Source organism: Janthinobacterium sp. GW822-FHT07H11, from assembly GCF_058798615.1.
Window position 1 is genome coordinate 814,428 of the sequence record NZ_CM179507.1, and the last position, 14,252, is coordinate 828,679.

At 54.5% G+C, this 14,252-nt stretch carries 27 protein-coding genes; all 27 read left to right on the top strand.

Features of this window, described 5'->3' with window-relative positions:
* Positions 1–19 precede the first annotated feature (19 nt).
* The 27 genes from creD (at position 20) to rpsD (ending at position 14,170) form a co-directional block, all read left to right on the top strand.
* Positions 20–1,435: a cell envelope integrity protein CreD gene (creD, locus tag AC3RCJ_RS03550; RefSeq protein WP_492956888.1), complete on the top strand. Its 1,416-nt coding sequence runs from the start codon at positions 20–22 to the stop codon at positions 1,433–1,435.
* A 215-nt stretch (positions 1,436–1,650) separates the two neighbouring features.
* Positions 1,651–2,307: a 50S ribosomal protein L3 gene (gene rplC, locus AC3RCJ_RS03555; protein WP_010394393.1), complete on the top strand. Its 657-nt coding sequence runs from the start codon at positions 1,651–1,653 to the stop codon at positions 2,305–2,307.
* A 3-nt stretch (positions 2,308–2,310) separates the two neighbouring features.
* Positions 2,311–2,931 carry a 50S ribosomal protein L4 gene (gene rplD, locus AC3RCJ_RS03560; RefSeq protein WP_034753197.1) on the top strand — a complete coding sequence of 207 codons (621 nt, stop codon included), beginning with the start codon at positions 2,311–2,313 and terminating at the stop codon, positions 2,929–2,931.
* Positions 2,928–3,245, top strand: a complete 318-nt coding sequence (gene rplW, locus AC3RCJ_RS03565; protein WP_010394398.1) for a 50S ribosomal protein L23 — start codon at positions 2,928–2,930, stop codon at positions 3,243–3,245. Before rplD ends, rplW begins: the two co-directional genes overlap by 4 nt.
* Positions 3,245–4,072, top strand: coding sequence for a 50S ribosomal protein L2 (rplB, locus tag AC3RCJ_RS03570; RefSeq protein WP_034753198.1), 828 nt, complete (start codon positions 3,245–3,247; stop codon positions 4,070–4,072). The genes rplW and rplB overlap by 1 nt, the downstream gene beginning before the upstream one ends.
* A 10-nt stretch (positions 4,073–4,082) precedes the next feature.
* Positions 4,083–4,358 carry a 30S ribosomal protein S19 gene (rpsS, locus tag AC3RCJ_RS03575; RefSeq protein ID WP_008444295.1) on the top strand — a complete coding sequence of 92 codons (276 nt, stop codon included), beginning with the start codon at positions 4,083–4,085 and terminating at the stop codon, positions 4,356–4,358.
* Positions 4,355–4,687, top strand: a complete 333-nt coding sequence (gene rplV / locus AC3RCJ_RS03580; RefSeq protein ID WP_170840583.1) for a 50S ribosomal protein L22 — start codon at positions 4,355–4,357, stop codon at positions 4,685–4,687. Before rpsS ends, rplV begins: the two co-directional genes overlap by 4 nt.
* Positions 4,688–4,696: 9 nt before the next feature.
* Positions 4,697–5,521, top strand: coding sequence for a 30S ribosomal protein S3 (gene rpsC / locus AC3RCJ_RS03585; RefSeq protein ID WP_034753199.1), 825 nt, complete (start codon positions 4,697–4,699; stop codon positions 5,519–5,521).
* A 2-nt stretch (positions 5,522–5,523) separates the two neighbouring features.
* Positions 5,524–5,943: a 50S ribosomal protein L16 gene (rplP, locus tag AC3RCJ_RS03590; RefSeq protein ID WP_038497037.1), complete on the top strand. Its 420-nt coding sequence runs from the start codon at positions 5,524–5,526 to the stop codon at positions 5,941–5,943.
* A 12-nt stretch (positions 5,944–5,955) separates the two neighbouring features.
* A complete protein-coding gene (rpmC, locus tag AC3RCJ_RS03595; protein ID WP_010394412.1) occupies positions 5,956–6,147 on the top strand; it encodes a 50S ribosomal protein L29 in 192 nt (63 codons plus the stop codon).
* Entirely contained in the window at positions 6,144–6,416 is a 273-nt protein-coding gene (gene rpsQ / locus AC3RCJ_RS03600; protein ID WP_010394415.1) for a 30S ribosomal protein S17, read from the top strand. The genes rpmC and rpsQ overlap by 4 nt, the downstream gene beginning before the upstream one ends.
* Before the next feature lie 253 nt (positions 6,417–6,669).
* Positions 6,670–7,038, top strand: coding sequence for a 50S ribosomal protein L14 (gene rplN, locus AC3RCJ_RS03605; protein WP_008444317.1), 369 nt, complete (start codon positions 6,670–6,672; stop codon positions 7,036–7,038).
* 9 nt (positions 7,039–7,047) lie between these two features.
* Positions 7,048–7,362, top strand: coding sequence for a 50S ribosomal protein L24 (gene rplX, locus AC3RCJ_RS03610; RefSeq protein ID WP_034753204.1), 315 nt, complete (start codon positions 7,048–7,050; stop codon positions 7,360–7,362).
* Positions 7,363–7,368: 6 nt separating this feature from the next.
* Complete coding sequence (rplE, locus tag AC3RCJ_RS03615; RefSeq protein WP_010394421.1) at positions 7,369–7,908, top strand: 50S ribosomal protein L5; 540 nt, start codon at positions 7,369–7,371, stop codon at positions 7,906–7,908.
* Positions 7,909–7,910: 2 nt separating this feature from the next.
* Positions 7,911–8,216 (top strand): 30S ribosomal protein S14, encoded by a 306-nt coding sequence (rpsN, locus tag AC3RCJ_RS03620; protein WP_010394423.1) that lies wholly within the window; start codon positions 7,911–7,913, stop codon positions 8,214–8,216.
* Positions 8,217–8,230: 14 nt separating this feature from the next.
* Positions 8,231–8,626 carry a 30S ribosomal protein S8 gene (gene rpsH / locus AC3RCJ_RS03625; RefSeq protein WP_071325662.1) on the top strand — a complete coding sequence of 132 codons (396 nt, stop codon included), beginning with the start codon at positions 8,231–8,233 and terminating at the stop codon, positions 8,624–8,626.
* Positions 8,627–8,636: 10 nt separating this feature from the next.
* Complete coding sequence (rplF, locus tag AC3RCJ_RS03630) at positions 8,637–9,170, top strand: 50S ribosomal protein L6 (protein ID WP_071325661.1); 534 nt, start codon at positions 8,637–8,639, stop codon at positions 9,168–9,170.
* 13 nt (positions 9,171–9,183) lie between these two features.
* Positions 9,184–9,546: a 50S ribosomal protein L18 gene (gene rplR / locus AC3RCJ_RS03635; protein ID WP_010394431.1), complete on the top strand. Its 363-nt coding sequence runs from the start codon at positions 9,184–9,186 to the stop codon at positions 9,544–9,546.
* Between the two features lie 9 nt (positions 9,547–9,555).
* A complete protein-coding gene (gene rpsE / locus AC3RCJ_RS03640; protein WP_086147731.1) occupies positions 9,556–10,074 on the top strand; it encodes a 30S ribosomal protein S5 in 519 nt (172 codons plus the stop codon).
* A 10-nt stretch (positions 10,075–10,084) separates the two neighbouring features.
* Positions 10,085–10,264, top strand: coding sequence for a 50S ribosomal protein L30 (gene rpmD, locus AC3RCJ_RS03645; protein WP_010394435.1), 180 nt, complete (start codon positions 10,085–10,087; stop codon positions 10,262–10,264).
* 30 nt (positions 10,265–10,294) lie between these two features.
* Positions 10,295–10,726, top strand: coding sequence for a 50S ribosomal protein L15 (gene rplO, locus AC3RCJ_RS03650; RefSeq protein ID WP_038497011.1), 432 nt, complete (start codon positions 10,295–10,297; stop codon positions 10,724–10,726).
* 32 nt (positions 10,727–10,758) lie between these two features.
* Positions 10,759–12,093: a preprotein translocase subunit SecY gene (secY, locus tag AC3RCJ_RS03655; RefSeq protein WP_492956887.1), complete on the top strand. Its 1,335-nt coding sequence runs from the start codon at positions 10,759–10,761 to the stop codon at positions 12,091–12,093.
* A gap of 18 nt (positions 12,094–12,111) precedes the next feature.
* Positions 12,112–12,330, top strand: a complete 219-nt coding sequence (gene infA, locus AC3RCJ_RS03660; protein ID WP_005663428.1) for a translation initiation factor IF-1 — start codon at positions 12,112–12,114, stop codon at positions 12,328–12,330.
* Positions 12,331–12,372: 42 nt separating this feature from the next.
* Positions 12,373–12,486, top strand: a complete 114-nt coding sequence (gene rpmJ / locus AC3RCJ_RS03665) for a 50S ribosomal protein L36 (RefSeq protein ID WP_010394471.1) — start codon at positions 12,373–12,375, stop codon at positions 12,484–12,486.
* A gap of 14 nt (positions 12,487–12,500) precedes the next feature.
* On the top strand, positions 12,501–12,866 hold the full coding sequence (rpsM, locus tag AC3RCJ_RS03670) for a 30S ribosomal protein S13 (protein WP_046681666.1): 366 nt from the start codon (positions 12,501–12,503) through the stop codon (positions 12,864–12,866).
* A gap of 17 nt (positions 12,867–12,883) precedes the next feature.
* Entirely contained in the window at positions 12,884–13,288 is a 405-nt protein-coding gene (gene rpsK / locus AC3RCJ_RS03675; protein ID WP_010394475.1) for a 30S ribosomal protein S11, read from the top strand.
* Positions 13,289–13,546: 258 nt separating this feature from the next.
* Positions 13,547–14,170, top strand: a complete 624-nt coding sequence (rpsD, locus tag AC3RCJ_RS03680; RefSeq protein WP_038496998.1) for a 30S ribosomal protein S4 — start codon at positions 13,547–13,549, stop codon at positions 14,168–14,170.
* The last annotated feature ends 82 nt before the right edge of the window (positions 14,171–14,252 follow it).

A 14,252-nucleotide genomic window follows, 5' to 3' on the forward strand; every position in this document is an offset into this window, starting at 1 on the left:
CTTACTTCAAGGATGCGCCATGCAAAAAACTTTATTCGTCAAAGCGTTGATCGTGTTCGGCTTGATGTTGCTGATCGGCCTGCCGTTGCTGATGATTCAGGAAACCATCAAGGAGCGGATGGAATTCCGCCAGGAGGCCGTCAACAGCATCGCCGCCGATTCGGTGCGCGAGCAAACCATCATCGGTCCCATCCTGGTGATTCCCTACACCGAGCAGTACGAGGAGCGCGTGGAAGTGGCCAAGGGCGACGACAAGGCGCAGGACGTGAAATTGCCGGTACGCACGGAATTGCTGCGCCGCACGGTGCAGCGCCGCCTGCTCGTGTATCCGAATGACTTGCAGGTCAATGGCAGCATCGAGACGGACCGCCGCTACCGCGGCATCCACCAGGTGCTGGTCTACAGCGGCCAGCATGCGTTCAAGGGCGACTTTACGGTGCCGGCCGGCGCCCAGCTGCCGCGCAAGTCGCCCGATTCGCGCGTGACCGTGGGCGAACCCTTTGTTGCCCTGTCGATCGAGGACGTGCGCGGCATCCGCAATATCCCGAAGATCGACTGGGGTGGCCGGAAGATCGAGTTCGAACAGGGCTCCGACTTGTTCGCCTTCCGCAGCGGCCTGCATGCGCCGCTGGGCGGCCTGCCTTTGGCGTCGCCGCAGCAGGTGCGCTTCAGCTTTGACCTGGGCCTCGATGGCATCGAGCGCCAGCATTTCGTGCCGGTTGCGAAAAACACTCAGATCCACATCAAGTCGAACTGGCCCCATCCGCAGTTTGGCGGGCGCTTCCTGCCTTCGCCGAAAAACCGGCAGATCGACGCCCAAGGCTTCAGCGTGGACTGGAACATCTCGTCGCTGGCGACCAATGCGCAAACGCAGCTGAGCGCCATCGAGGGCGAGTTCAAGGTGCCCGACAGCGCGCCGCTGGGCCAGGTCGAGCGCTTCAGCGTGGGCTTCATCGAGCCGGTGAATGTATATTCACAGTCGGACCGGGCCACCAAATATGGCTTGCTGTTCGTGGCGCTGACCTTTGCCGCCTTCTTCATCTTTGAAATACTGAAGAGCCTGCCCATTCATCCGGTGCAATACCTGCTGGTGGGCCTGTCGCTGGTGATCTTCTTCCTGCTGCTGGTGGGGCTGGCCGAGCATATCGCCTTCCTGGCCGCCTACCTGAGCGCCAGCGCCGCCTGCATCGCGCTGACCAGCTTTTACCTGGCGCACGTATTGCACGACGCCAGGCGCGGCCTGGGCTTCGGCGTGGCCCTGACCATGCTGTATGGCGCGCTGTTTGGATTATTGAGCTCGGAAAACAATGCGCTGGTGATGGGCAGCATCCTGTTGTTCGCCGTGCTGGCGGCCATCATGGTGGCCACGCGCAAGGTCGACTGGTACCAGGTGGGCAAGGGGGCGGTGGCGCCCGCTGCAGAGCCGCATGAATAGGCGATCTATGCCAAGTTAGCCGACCTTGGCAGCGCCGCTGACAACTGTCGCAGTGGCGCTGCGCAACACTTTGACATACCTCGTGTTAACTTGTTGCGTCAAGGGTTTTTGTGCTATATACTAGCCGGCTTCGGTATGGATTCGTCTTTTTTGAGTCCTACGTTACTTTGTAGTTAAACAAGCCCCGCCCAATCGCAGGTGGGAATGGAGAAAAAATGAGCCTAGGCCTTCTCGGTCGCAAGGTTGGTATGATGCGCATTTTCACGGATGAAGGGGACTCGATTCCTGTCACCGTGCTGGACGTATCGAACAACCGTGTTGCGCAAATCAAAACCCCTGAAACAGATGGCTATTCCGCTGTTCAGGTCGCATTCGGTCAACGTCGCGCATCCCGCGTGACCAAAGCTGTTGCTGGTCATCACGCTAAAGCTGGTGTTGAAGCCGGTACTCTGTTGAAAGAGTTCCGTGTCGACGCTGCCAAAGCCGCTGAACTGAAAGCTGGCGATGTTGTCGCCGCTTCCCTGTTCGAAGTCGGTCAAAAGATCGACGTGCAAGGCGTTACCATCGGTAAAGGCTATGCAGGCGTTATCAAACGTTACCACTTCGCTTCTGGCCGTGCAACGCACGGTAACTCGCGTTCGCACAACGTTCCAGGTTCCATCGGTATGGCACAAGATCCAGGTCGCGTTTTCCCTGGTAAGCGCATGACCGGTCATCTGGGTGACGTTAACCGTACGATCCAGAACCTCGTGATCGCCCGTATCGATGCCGACCGTCAGCTGCTGCTGGTCAAAGGTGCGATTCCAGGTGCGAAAAATGGCCAGGTAGTTGTCTCGCCAGCCATCAAAACCAAAGCCAAGAAGGGAGCTTAAACGATGGAACTCAAGCTTCTGAATGCGCAAGGTCAAGCCGCCTCGAACGTTGCTGCAGCCGATACGATTTTCGGCCGTGACTACAACGAAGCGCTGATCCACCAAGTCGTCATCGCTTATCAAGCGAATGCACGTAGTGGTAACCGCAAGCAAAAAGACCGTGAAGAAGTTCACCACACGACGAAAAAGCCATGGCGCCAAAAAGGTACCGGCCGTGCTCGTGCTGGTATGTCGTCGTCGCCACTGTGGCGCGGCGGTGGTCGGATTTTCCCGAACTCGCCTGACGAAAACTTCACCCACAAAGTGAACAAAAAAATGTATCGCGCAGGTATCTGCTCGATCCTGTCGCAGCTGGCTCGCGAAGAGCGCCTGATCGTCATCGACGATCTGACGATCGACGCGCCAAAAACCAAGCTGCTGTCGCAAAAATTGAACGGCCTGGGCTTTGATTCGGTTCTGATCATCACCGACGTTCTGAACGAAAACCTGGAACTGGCATCGCGCAACCTGCCTAACGTACTCGTCGTTGAGCCACGTCACGCAGACCCGATGTCCCTGGTGTTCTACAAGAAGATCCTGGTCACCAAAGCTGCATTGGCCAAGATTGAGGAGATGCTGGCATGAGCGCGATTTTGAAACATAGCGAAGAACGCTTGATGAAGGTGCTGTTGGCGCCCGTGATTTCCGAAAAGGCCACCATGGTCGCGGAAAAGAACGAGCAAATTGTATTCCGCGTACTGCCGGATGCAACCAAGCCTGAAATCAAGGCAGCGGTCGAACTGCTGTTCAAGGTTGAAGTTCTGTCCGTGCAAACTGCAAACCGCGAAGGTAAGCAAAAGCGCACCGGCAAGTTCAACGGTCGTCGTAACCATACCAAGCGTGCTTTCGTGTGCCTGAAGCCTGGCCAGGAAATCAACTTCTCCGAGGAGGCTGCATAATGGCACTCGTTAAGATGAAACCAACCTCGCCAGGCCGTCGCGGCATGGTGAAGGTGGTGAATGCCGACCTGTACAAAGGTCGTCCGTTCGCTGCCCTGGTTGAAAAGAAATCCAAGACCGCTGGTCGTAACAACAACGGTCACATCACCACCCGTCATATCGGTGGTGGTCATAAGCAACACTATCGCTTGATCGACTTCAAGCGCACCAAAGATGGTATTCCAGCGAAAGTGGAACGTATCGAATACGATCCAAACCGCACCGCGAATATCGCTCTGTTGTGCTACGCCGACGGCGAACGTCACTACATCATCGCAACCAAAGGCATGGCCGTTGGCGACAGCGTGATGAACGGTTCGGAAGCACCGATCAAATCGGGTAACTGCTTGCCAATCCGTAACATCCCAGTCGGTACCGTGATGCATTGCGTCGAAATGCTGCCAGGTAAAGGTGCCCAAATGGCACGTACCGCCGGCGCTGGCGTTGTGCTGATGGCACGTGAAGGCACCTACGCTCAAGTGCGTCTGCGCTCGGGTGAAGTACGTCGCGTGCACATCGAGTGCCGTGCTACGGTTGGTGAAGTCGGCAATGCCGAGCACAGCCTGCGTAAAATCGGTAAGGCTGGCGCGATGCGCTGGCGCGGTGTTCGTCCTACCGTTCGCGGTGTGGTCATGAACCCGGTCGATCACCCGCACGGTGGTGGTGAAGGTAAAACAGCAGCTGGTCGTCATCCAGTTTCGCCTTGGGGCCAACAGACTAAGGGTAAGAAGACACGCAGCAACAAGCGTACTACTTCCATGATCGTCTCGCGCCGCGGCAAGAAATAAGGGGTAGCACATGACACGTTCATTGAAAAAAGGGCCGTTCTGTGACGCCCACCTGGTGAAAAAAGTTGAAGCCGCGCAAGCAGCCAAAGACAAAAAGCCAATCAAAACCTGGTCGCGTCGTTCGACAATCATGCCTGACTTCATCGGCCTGACGATCGCGGTACATAACGGCAAGCTGCACGTGCCGGTTTATGTTTCCGAAAACATGGTTGGTCACAAGCTCGGCGAATTCGCACTGACCCGTACGTTCAAGGGCCATGCAGCTGACAAAAAGGCTAAGAAATAATGGAAACTAAAGCTATCCTCAAAGGTGTGCGCCTGTCGGACCAAAAGGGCCGCCTGGTTGCTGACCTGATCCGTGGCAAGAAAGTTGACGCAGCACTCAACATCTTGCAATTCAGCCCGAAAAAAGGTGCTGCGATCATCAAGCGTGTTCTGGAATCCGCAATTGCGAACGCCGAGCACAATGATGGCGCCGACATCGACGAATTGTTCGTGAAAACGATCTACGTCGAAAAAGGTCCGGTCTTGAAGCGCTTCACCGCGCGTGCAAAAGGCCGTGGCGACCGTATTTCGAAACAATCCTGTCACGTTTACGTGACTGTCGGTAACTAAGGAGCCACGATGGGTCAGAAAATTCATCCAACCGGTTTCCGTCTGGCGGTCACCCGTAACTGGGCTTCGCGCTGGTATGCAGGCAACGGTAATTTCGCTGCCATGCTGAACGAAGACTTGAAAGCACGTGCTTACCTGAAAAAGAAACTGAAGAACGCTTCCGTTGGCCGCATCGTTATCGAGCGCCCAGCCAAGAACGCGCGCTTCACGATCTACAGCTCGCGTCCAGGCGTGGTCATTGGTAAAAAAGGCGAAGACATCGAAGTACTGAAGTCCGCTTTGACCAAGATCATGGGCGTACCTGTTCACGTGAACATCGAAGAAATTCGCAAGCCAGAAATCGACTCGCAACTGATCGCCGATTCGATCGCTCAGCAGCTGGAAAAACGGATCATGTTCCGCCGCGCCATGAAGCGTGCAATGCAAAATGCAATGCGCCTGGGTGCTCTCGGTATCAAGATCATGTCGTCCGGTCGTCTGAACGGCATCGAAATCGCGCGTAAAGAGTGGTACCGCGAAGGCCGCGTGCCTCTGCATACCCTGCGCGCCGATATCGACTACGGTACCAGCGAAGCGTCGACCACCTACGGCATCATCGGTGTCAAGGTGTGGGTATACAAGGGTGACCGCGCGCCTAACGGCGATGCACCAGTCATCGATACCCCAGCTGACGAGAAGAAAAGCCGCGGCCCACGCCGTGACGATGGCAAGCCAGCTGGCCGTCCACGTCCAGCCGGTGCCGGTGCGAAACCATCCACAGCACCAGGTGCACGTGTGCGTACCGCCGCTAAACCGGCCGCCGCAGCAGCACCAGCTGAGAAAGCAGGAGAATAATCATGCTGCAACCAGCACGCAGAAAGTATCGTAAAGAGCAGAAAGGCCGTAATACCGGTATTTCGCACAGCCGCGGCACCGCCGTGTCGTTTGGCGAATTCGGTCTGAAGGCAGTTGCGCGCGGTCGTATCACTGCGCGTCAAATTGAAGCGGCGCGTCGTGCAATGACGCGTCACATCAAGCGCGGTGGCCGTATCTGGATCCGTATTTTCCCGGATAAACCGATTTCGAACAAACCGGCTGAAGTCCGTATGGGTAACGGTAAAGGTAATCCTGAGTACTACGTCGCTGAAATTCAGCCAGGCAAAGTACTGTACGAAATGGATGGCGTTGATGAAGCGCTGGCACGGGAAGCTTTCCGTCTTGCCGCCGCTAAACTGCCACTGGCTACGACGTTTGTCGTACGTCAAGTCGGCCAATAATTGGAGTTGTATATGAAAGCATCTGAACTCCGCGGCAAGGACCAGCCGGCTCTGCAAAAAGAGCTGAATGACCTGTTGAAGGCACAGTTCGGCCTGCGTATGCAAATCGCTACGCAACAGCTGAGCAACACTTCGCAGCTCAAGAAGGTACGCCGCGATATCGCGCGTGTGAAGACGGTAATGAATCTGAAGGAAGCCAAATGAACGAACCAGTGAAACAGTCGCTCAAGCGCACGCTGATCGGTAAAGTGGTTTCGGACAAGATGGACAAGACCGTTACCGTTCTGATCGAGCGCCACGTAAAACATCCTTTGTATGGCAAGATCATCATGCGTTCGAACAAGTATCACGCGCATGACGAGACCAACCAAGTCAAGGCCGGTGATACGGTCGAGATCCAGGAAGGTCGCCCGATCTCGAAAACGAAGGCATGGACGGTGACACGTGTGGTTCAAGCCGCACCAACCGTTTAAATAAAAACCACCGTTTCGGCGGTGGGTTTTAATTAGTACTTGCAGGCCCGCAAATTGTATGTAATACTTGCGGGCTTCGTTCATGTAACGCCGCAAAGTGTCTGGCCACAGACAGTAGCATTCGCGGTCAGTTGATGTATGAAGGTCATGCACCCAAACAGTGAAGCCCAGCAGGGCGGCTCTGGCGGGACCAAGACTGACCGTGGGTCTACATTGTGTGGATTCTTCGGCTTAAGTTGGGAAAGAGAATACTATGATTCAAACTGAAAGCCGGCTCGAAGTGGCTGACAATACCGGTGCCAAAGAAGTAATGTGCATCAAGGTATTGGGCGGCTCCAAGCGCCGTTATGCTGGCATTGGCGATGTGATCAAGGTAACCGTCAAGGTTGCTGCGCCACGTGGCCGTGTCAAAAAAGGTGAAATTTATAACGCCGTGGTTGTGCGCACCGCTAAAGGTGTTCGCCGCCAAGACGGTTCCCTGGTGAAGTTCGACGGCAATGCCGCCGTACTGTTGAACGCCAAGCTGGAACCGATCGGTACCCGTATTTTTGGACCTGTCACGCGCGAACTGCGCACTGAGAAGTTCATGAAAATCGTGTCCCTGGCACCGGAAGTCCTGTAAGGAGTCGTAATGGATAAGATTCGTAAAAACGACGAAGTCATCGTTCTGACCGGGAAAGACAAGGGCAAACGTGGTGTGGTACAGCAGCGTATCGATGCTGAACATATCGTGGTTGACGGCATTAACATCGCTAAAAAAGCGACTAAGCCAAACCCGATGACTGGCGTAACTGGTGGTATCGTCGATAAGACCATGCCAATTCACGTGTCCAACGTTGCATTGTTTAATGCAGCGACTGGCAAGGCAGATCGCGTGGGTTTCAAAGAAGTGGACGGCAAGAAAGTCCGCATCTTTAAATCCTCCGGCGAAGTAGTGAAGGCTTAAGAAATCATGGCACGTCTCCAAGAATTCTATAAAGAAAAAGTCGTTGCCGACCTGACCAGCAAGTTTGGTTACAAGTCGGTGATGGAAGTTCCACGCCTGACCAAGATCACCCTGAACATGGGTGTTGGTGAGGCCATCGCGGATAAAAAAGTTCTCGAGCACGCTGTTGCCGACTTGACCAAGATCGCCGGCCAGAAGCCAGTGACCACCAAGTCCCGCAAAGCGATCGCAGGCTTCAAAATCCGTGAAGGTTATCCGATCGGTACGATGGTCACCCTGCGCGGCGCTCGCATGTACGAGTTCCTGGATCGCTTCATTACCGTGGCTCTGCCACGCGTACGCGATTTCCGTGGTGTGAACGGCCGTGCATTTGATGGTCGCGGTAACTACAACATCGGTGTCAAGGAACAGATCATTTTCCCTGAAATCGAATACGACAAGATTGACGCGTTGCGCGGTATGAATATCAGCATCACGACAACCGCTAAGACCGATGACGAAGCCAAAGCTTTGCTCGCCGCCTTTAAATTCCCTTTCAGGAACTGATCATGGCCAAACTGTCACTGATTAATCGTGAGATCAAGCGTGCTGACCTGGTGGCGAAATTCGCCCCTAAGCGCGAAGCTCTCAAGGCCATCGTCGATGACCAATCGAAATCGGAAGAAGAGCGCTACGAAGCTCGCCTGAAACTGCAGGCGCTGCCACGTAACTCGAACCCGACGCGTCAACGTAACCGTTGCGCCATCACCGGTCGTCCGCGCGGCACATTCCGTAAATTCGGTCTGGGTCGTATCAAGCTCCGTGAATTCGCCATGCGTGGTGAAATTCCGGGTATGACAAAAGCAAGCTGGTAATAGGAGAATATGCAATGAGTATGAGCGATCCTATCGCCGATATGCTGACCCGCATTCGCAACGCACAAGGCGTGCAAAAAACGACCGTGGCCATGCCATCGTCGAAAGTCAAAATTGCGATTGCCAACGTCCTGAAGGACGAGGGTTACATTGAAGATTTCGCTGTTGCCGAAGCTGGTGGCAAGGCGGAACTGAAGATCGGTTTGAAGTATTATGTTGGCCGTCCCGTCATTGAGCGCTTGGAGCGCGTGTCCCGTCCGGGTCTGCGCGTCTACAAGGGTAAAGACGAGATCCCTGTTGTGATGAATGGCTTGGGTGTGGCGATCGTGTCGACTCCGCAAGGCGTCATGACTGACCGCAAAGCACGCGCTACCGGTGTCGGCGGCGAAGTTATTTGCTACGTGGCTTAAGGAGTTACACATGTCTCGAGTAGCTAAAATGCCTATCGTAGTGCCAGCTGGCGCCGAAGTCGCCATCTCCGCACAAGCGATCACCGTAAAAGGCCCGCTGGGCGTGCTTTCCCAAGCCCTCACCGGCCTGGTCAAAGTAGAAAACAATGCAGGAACCCTGAGTTTCGACGTGGCGAACGACAGCCGCGAAGCCAATGCCATGTCCGGCACGCTGCGCGCACTGGTCAACAACATGGTCGTTGGCGTCACCAAGGGTTTCGAGAAAAAGCTGAACCTGGTAGGCGTGGGTTACAAGGCGCAAGCTCAAGGCGACAAGCTGAATCTGTCCCTGGGTTTCTCGCACCCTGTAGTGCATGACATGCCAGCCGGCGTTACCTGCGCAACACCAACCCCGACCGAGATCCTGATTAAAGGTATCGACCGTCAACAGGTTGGCCAGGTAGCCGCTGAAGTTCGTGCTTACCGCGCTCCTGAGCCTTATAAGGGCAAGGGCGTTCGCTATGCGGACGAAGTGGTTAAGCTTAAAGAAACCAAGAAGAAGTAATTAGGGGCTGACGATGGATAAGAAAGAATCACGGCTTCGCCGCGGACGCCAAACCCGCATCAAGATTGCGGAACTGAAAGTAAATCGCTTGTCGGTGCATCGCACCAACCTGCACATTTACGCCAACCTGATCAGCCCGGACGCTAAAGTCCTGGTTTCGGCCTCGACGGCTGAAGCGGAAGTTCGCGCTGAACTGGCAGGTCAGTCCGGCAAAGGCGGCAATGCCGCTGCTGCAGCCTTGATCGGCAAGCGCGTCGCTGAAAAAGCGTTGAAAGCAGGAATTACCGAAGTTGCGTTCGACCGCTCCGGTTTCCGTTACCACGGCCGTGTGAAAGCGTTGGCAGAAGCCGCACGCGAAGCCGGTCTGAAGTTCTAAGGATCAATCATGGCAAAAATGCAAGCAAAAATGCAAAGCGACAAGCCGGATGATGGCATGCGCGAAAAAATGATCGCGATCAACCGCGTGACCAAAGTGGTCAAGGGTGGTCGTATCATGGGTTTCGCCGCGCTGACCGTAGTTGGTGATGGCGATGGCCGCGTCGGCATGGGCAAGGGCAAATCGAAAGAAGTGCCAGTTGGCGTGCAGAAAGCAATGGAAGAAGCTCGTCGCAACCTGATCAAAGTGCCGCTCAAAAACGGTACCTTGCATCACACGGTTGTTGGTCGTCATGGTGCCTCCAAGGTCATGATGAACCCGGCTAAGCCTGGTACCGGCGTGATCGCTGGTGGCGCCATGCGCGCTATCTTCGAAGTGATGGGCGTGACGGACGTGGTGGCGAAATCCACCGGTTCGAACAACCCATACAACCTGGTACGCGCTACGCTGGACGGCCTGTCGAAAATGAGCACTGCTTCCGATATCGCTGCCAAGCGCGGCAAGTCGGTCGAAGACATTCTGGCTTAAGGTGGACAAAATGACAAACACAGTCAAAGTGCAATTGGTCAAGGGCTTGATCGGTACGCGCGAATCGCATCGCGCTACCGTGCGCGGTCTGGGTCTGCGTCGTGTAAATTCGGTTTCCGAATTGCAAGACACCCCATCCGTACGCGGCATGATCAATAAAGTATCGTATCTCGTTAAAGTTGTCGGGTAAGCCTTCGGGCTTACACGAACGGAGCAAATCATGGAATTGAATACTATTGCACCAGCCGAAGGCGCTAAGCACTACAAGCGTCGCGTCGGTCGCGGTATCGGCTCCGGCCTGGGTAAAACCTCGGGTCGTGGTCACAAAGGTCAGAAATCGCGTTCGGGCGGCTTTCATAAAGTCGGTTTCGAAGGCGGTCAGATGCCTCTGCAACGCCGTCTGCCTAAGCGCGGTTTCAAATCGATGCACGCAACCTTCAAAGCTGAAGTGCGCCTGTCCGATCTGAACAACCTGGCTGTTGGCGAAGTCGACATTCTGGTCTTGAAGCAAGCTGGCGTTCTGGGCGTGTTGGCCCGTGACGTGCGCGTGATCTTGTCCGGCGAAATCACCAAAGCGGTGAATTTGAAGGGCTTGAAAGTGTCCGCTGGCGCGAAAGCCGCCATCGAAGCAGCCGGCGGCTCGGTAGCCTGAGTTGACCGCTAACAGCTTGATCGGAGCGAAAATTGGCGACTAATCCACAACTTGCTAAAAGTGCAGCGGCCGGTTTCCCTTGGGGACGGCTCTGGTTTTTGCTTGGCGCATTGGTGGTTTATCGTATCGGTGCTCACGTCCCGGTTCCCGGGATTGACCCGACACAATTAGCCTCGCTGTTCAAGGAGCACGAAGGCGGCGTCCTGGGCATGTTCAACATGTTCTCGGGCGGTGCCTTGTCTCGTTTTACAGTGTTTGCGCTGGGTATCATGCCTTATATCTCGGCCTCGATCATCATGCAATTGCTGTCGATCGTGTCACCGCAGATGGAAGCGTTGAAAAAAGAAGGCGAAGCAGGTCGTCGCAAGATCACCCAGTACACCCGGTACTTTACGGTTGCCCTGGCACTGTTCCAGGCGTTAGGCATTGCAGTCGCACTGGAGTCGCAAGCTGGTCTGGTGTTGGAACCTGGTCTTGCATTCCGCTTCGTGACGGTCGTCACTTTGTTGACCGGAACAATGTTTTTGATGTGGTTGGGTGAGCAGATTACCGAGCGTGGTTTGGGTAATGGCATCTCGATCATCATTTTTGCCGGGATTGCAGCCGGTCTGCCGTCGGCGTTGGGTGGCTTGTTCACTCAGGTGTCGAATGGCTCGATCAGCAGCTTTTCAGCGATTTTCATCGTGATCCTGGTAGCACTGGTAACGTTCTTCGTCGTATTCGTCGAACGCGGTCAGCGCAAAATATTGGTCAATTACGCGAAGCGCCAGGTAGGCAACAAGATTTATGGCGGTCAAACCAGCCATTTGCCGTTGAAGCTGAACATGGCCGGCGTGATCCCGCCGATCTTTGCTTCTTCGATCATCTTGTTTCCGGCCACTATCGTGGACTGGTTTTCAAAGGGCGCCGACAACGCTAACCCTGCGGTGCGGTTCTTGAAAGATTTGGCAGCATCGATGGGGCCTGGTGAGCCTATCCATGCGCTGTTGTACGCAGTGGCGATCGTGTTTTTCTGTTTCTTCTATACAGCGCTGGTATTTAACAGCAAGGAAACAGCGGATAACTTGAAGAAAAGCGGTGCGTTCATTCCCGGGATTCGTCCAGGCGAGCAGACAGCCCGTTACATCGACAAGATCCTGACACGCTTGACACTTGCCGGCGCAGTCTACATCACCCTGGTGTGTTTATTGCCGGAATTTATGCAAGCCCAGTGGAAAGTACCATTCTATTTCGGCGGTACTTCTTTATTGATTATTGTAGTTGTCACCATGGATTTCATGGCGCAAGTACAGAACTACGTGATGTCGCAGCAATATGATTCGCTGCTGCGCAAAGCAAATTTCAAGGGCGGAATTCCGACGCGTTAAGCGCGGTAAACATACCGAATGGCAAAAGACGACGTCATACAGATGCAGGGCGAGATTCTTGAGAATCTCCCAAATGCAACATTTCGAGTGAAGCTGGAGAACGGACACGTGGTGCTCGGGCATATTTCAGGTAAAATGCGGATGAACTATATTCGCATTCTCCCTGGAGACAAGGTGACGGTGGAGTTGACGCCGTACGACCTGAGCCGAGCCCGCATTGTGTTCCGTACCAAGTAACACACTGAATCAAACCAAAGAAGCGAAAGAAAGAGCCCAAAAATGAAAGTTCTCGCATCAGTCAAGCGGATCTGCCGCAACTGCAAGATCATCAAGCGCAAAGGCGTAGTCCGCGTTATCTGCGTGGAACCACGTCACAAGCAGCGTCAAGGTTAATCGAGGAATAACAAATGGCACGTATTGCAGGGGTTAATATCCCAAATCATCAGCATACCGTTATCGGCCTGACGGCCATCTACGGTGTGGGCCGTCCACGCGCAGAGAAAATCTGTGCATCGACCGGTGTAGCAACCAACAAAAAGATCAAAGATCTGGATGACAGCGAACTGGAAAAACTGCGCGATGAAGTAGGTAAATTCATCGTCGAAGGCGATCTGCGTCGTGAACTGTCCATGAACATCAAGCGTTTGATGGATCTGGGTTGCTACCGCGGCATGCGTCATCGCAAGGGTCTGCCTTGCCGTGGCCAGCGTACGCGTACGAACGCACGTACCCGCAAGGGACCGCGTAAAGCCGCTCAATCGCTGAAAAAATAATCCGCTAGGGAATAATTATGGCCAAGTCGCAAAATAACGCCGCATCAGCACGCGTGCGTAAAAAAGTTAAAAAGAACGTCGCTGAAGGCATCGCACATGTCCACGCATCGTTCAATAACACCATCATTACCATCACCGATCGTCAAGGCAATGCCTTGTCGTGGGCTACCTCCGGCGGTGCAGGCTTCAAGGGTTCGCGTAAATCGACCCCGTTCGCAGCGCAGGTCGCCGCGGAAGCCGCTGGTAAAGTGGCTGTTGAGTGTGGCGTCAAGAACCTGGAAGTGCGTATCAAGGGCCCAGGTCCTGGTCGTGAATCCGCTGTTCGCGCGCTGAACAACCTGGGCATCAAGATCACCGAGATCCAGGACGTGACGCCGGTACCGCACAACGGTTGCCGTCCACCGAAACGTCGTCGTATCTAAGATAGTGTTGCAGAGGGCGCTTCGGCGCCAGCTGCTTTGCTGTCTGTTGTAACTCAGTACAGTTGTGTGAAAACGCTGGAGCAGGGAGCCGGAAACGGTTATACTGCCCGGCTGTTCTTGCCTGTCAAATCCTGTTTGACGGGTTTTTCGTTTTCAGCCACCGTCTGATTGAAACCAAATCAGACTAGCGCCTAACCGCATCAGTGTGTTTGATCATGCATGTGGCTGGGGCGTTATCATTTAAAAAAAGGAAGTATCGTGGCACGTTATATCGGACCTAAAGCAAAACTCTCCCGCCGTGAAGGTACAGACCTGTTCCTGAAGAGCGCACGTCGCTCGCTGGACAGCAAGTGCAAACTGGACGTCAAGCCAGGCCAGCACGGTGTCAAATCCGGCGCCCGCACCTCGGACTACGGTAACCAACTGCGCGAAAAGCAAAAAGTCAAGCGCATGTACGGCGTGCTGGAACGTCAATTCCGCCGCTACTTCGCTGAAGCAGACCGTCGTAAAGGCAACACCGGCGAAACGCTGTTGAAGTTGCTGGAAACGCGTCTGGACAACGTTTGCTACCGCATGGGCTTTGGCTCGACCCGCGCTGAAGCGCGTCAATTGGTCAGCCACAAAGCGTTCACCGTGAACGGTATCGTTGTGAACATCGCTTCGTACTCGGTCAAAGTTGGCGACATCATCGCTGTTCGTGAAAAATCGAAAAAGCAAGTGCGTATCGTTGAAGCACTGTCGCTGGCCGAACAAGTTGGCATGCCTAGCTGGGTTTCGGTTGATGCCAAGAAAATGGAAGGTACCTTCAAGTCCCTGCCAGAGCGTAACGAAATCGCTAACGACGTCAACGAATCGCTGATCGTCGAGCTGTACTCGCGTTAATAGTAGTCAGTAGCAAGATCTCCGCCCACTTTGCTTCGGTAAAGTGGGCGTTTCACTAATGCCATCAGCCTTATCGGTGTAA

Excerpts from the sequence above, each read along its gene's own strand:
- rpsM (WP_046681666.1), top strand. The coding sequence starts at position 12,501 with ATGGCACGTATTGCAGGGGTTAATATCCCAAATCATCAGCATACCGTT.
- rplR (WP_010394431.1), top strand. The coding sequence starts at position 9,184 with ATGGATAAGAAAGAATCACGGCTTCGCCGCGGACGCCAAACCCGCATC.
- rplP (WP_038497037.1), top strand. The coding sequence starts at position 5,524 with ATGCTGCAACCAGCACGCAGAAAGTATCGTAAAGAGCAGAAAGGCCGT.
- rplB (WP_034753198.1), top strand. The coding sequence starts at position 3,245 with ATGGCACTCGTTAAGATGAAACCAACCTCGCCAGGCCGTCGCGGCATG.
- rplE (WP_010394421.1), top strand. The coding sequence starts at position 7,369 with ATGGCACGTCTCCAAGAATTCTATAAAGAAAAAGTCGTTGCCGACCTG.
- rplF (WP_071325661.1), top strand. The coding sequence starts at position 8,637 with ATGTCTCGAGTAGCTAAAATGCCTATCGTAGTGCCAGCTGGCGCCGAA.
- rpmD (WP_010394435.1), top strand. The coding sequence starts at position 10,085 with ATGACAAACACAGTCAAAGTGCAATTGGTCAAGGGCTTGATCGGTACG.
- rpsC (WP_034753199.1), top strand. The coding sequence starts at position 4,697 with ATGGGTCAGAAAATTCATCCAACCGGTTTCCGTCTGGCGGTCACCCGT.
- rpsE (WP_086147731.1), top strand. The coding sequence starts at position 9,556 with ATGGCAAAAATGCAAGCAAAAATGCAAAGCGACAAGCCGGATGATGGC.
- rplO (WP_038497011.1), top strand. The coding sequence starts at position 10,295 with ATGGAATTGAATACTATTGCACCAGCCGAAGGCGCTAAGCACTACAAG.
- creD (WP_492956888.1), top strand. The coding sequence starts at position 20 with ATGCAAAAAACTTTATTCGTCAAAGCGTTGATCGTGTTCGGCTTGATG.
- rplC (WP_010394393.1), top strand. The coding sequence starts at position 1,651 with ATGAGCCTAGGCCTTCTCGGTCGCAAGGTTGGTATGATGCGCATTTTC.
- infA (WP_005663428.1), top strand. The coding sequence starts at position 12,112 with ATGGCAAAAGACGACGTCATACAGATGCAGGGCGAGATTCTTGAGAAT.
- rpsS (WP_008444295.1), top strand. The coding sequence starts at position 4,083 with ATGACACGTTCATTGAAAAAAGGGCCGTTCTGTGACGCCCACCTGGTG.
- rpsH (WP_071325662.1), top strand. The coding sequence starts at position 8,231 with ATGAGTATGAGCGATCCTATCGCCGATATGCTGACCCGCATTCGCAAC.
- rplD (WP_034753197.1), top strand. The coding sequence starts at position 2,311 with ATGGAACTCAAGCTTCTGAATGCGCAAGGTCAAGCCGCCTCGAACGTT.
- rpmC (WP_010394412.1), top strand. The coding sequence starts at position 5,956 with ATGAAAGCATCTGAACTCCGCGGCAAGGACCAGCCGGCTCTGCAAAAA.
- rpsQ (WP_010394415.1), top strand. The coding sequence starts at position 6,144 with ATGAACGAACCAGTGAAACAGTCGCTCAAGCGCACGCTGATCGGTAAA.
- rplN (WP_008444317.1), top strand. The coding sequence starts at position 6,670 with ATGATTCAAACTGAAAGCCGGCTCGAAGTGGCTGACAATACCGGTGCC.
- rpmJ (WP_010394471.1), top strand. The coding sequence starts at position 12,373 with ATGAAAGTTCTCGCATCAGTCAAGCGGATCTGCCGCAACTGCAAGATC.
- rplX (WP_034753204.1), top strand. The coding sequence starts at position 7,048 with ATGGATAAGATTCGTAAAAACGACGAAGTCATCGTTCTGACCGGGAAA.
- rpsK (WP_010394475.1), top strand. The coding sequence starts at position 12,884 with ATGGCCAAGTCGCAAAATAACGCCGCATCAGCACGCGTGCGTAAAAAA.
- rpsN (WP_010394423.1), top strand. The coding sequence starts at position 7,911 with ATGGCCAAACTGTCACTGATTAATCGTGAGATCAAGCGTGCTGACCTG.
- rplW (WP_010394398.1), top strand. The coding sequence starts at position 2,928 with ATGAGCGCGATTTTGAAACATAGCGAAGAACGCTTGATGAAGGTGCTG.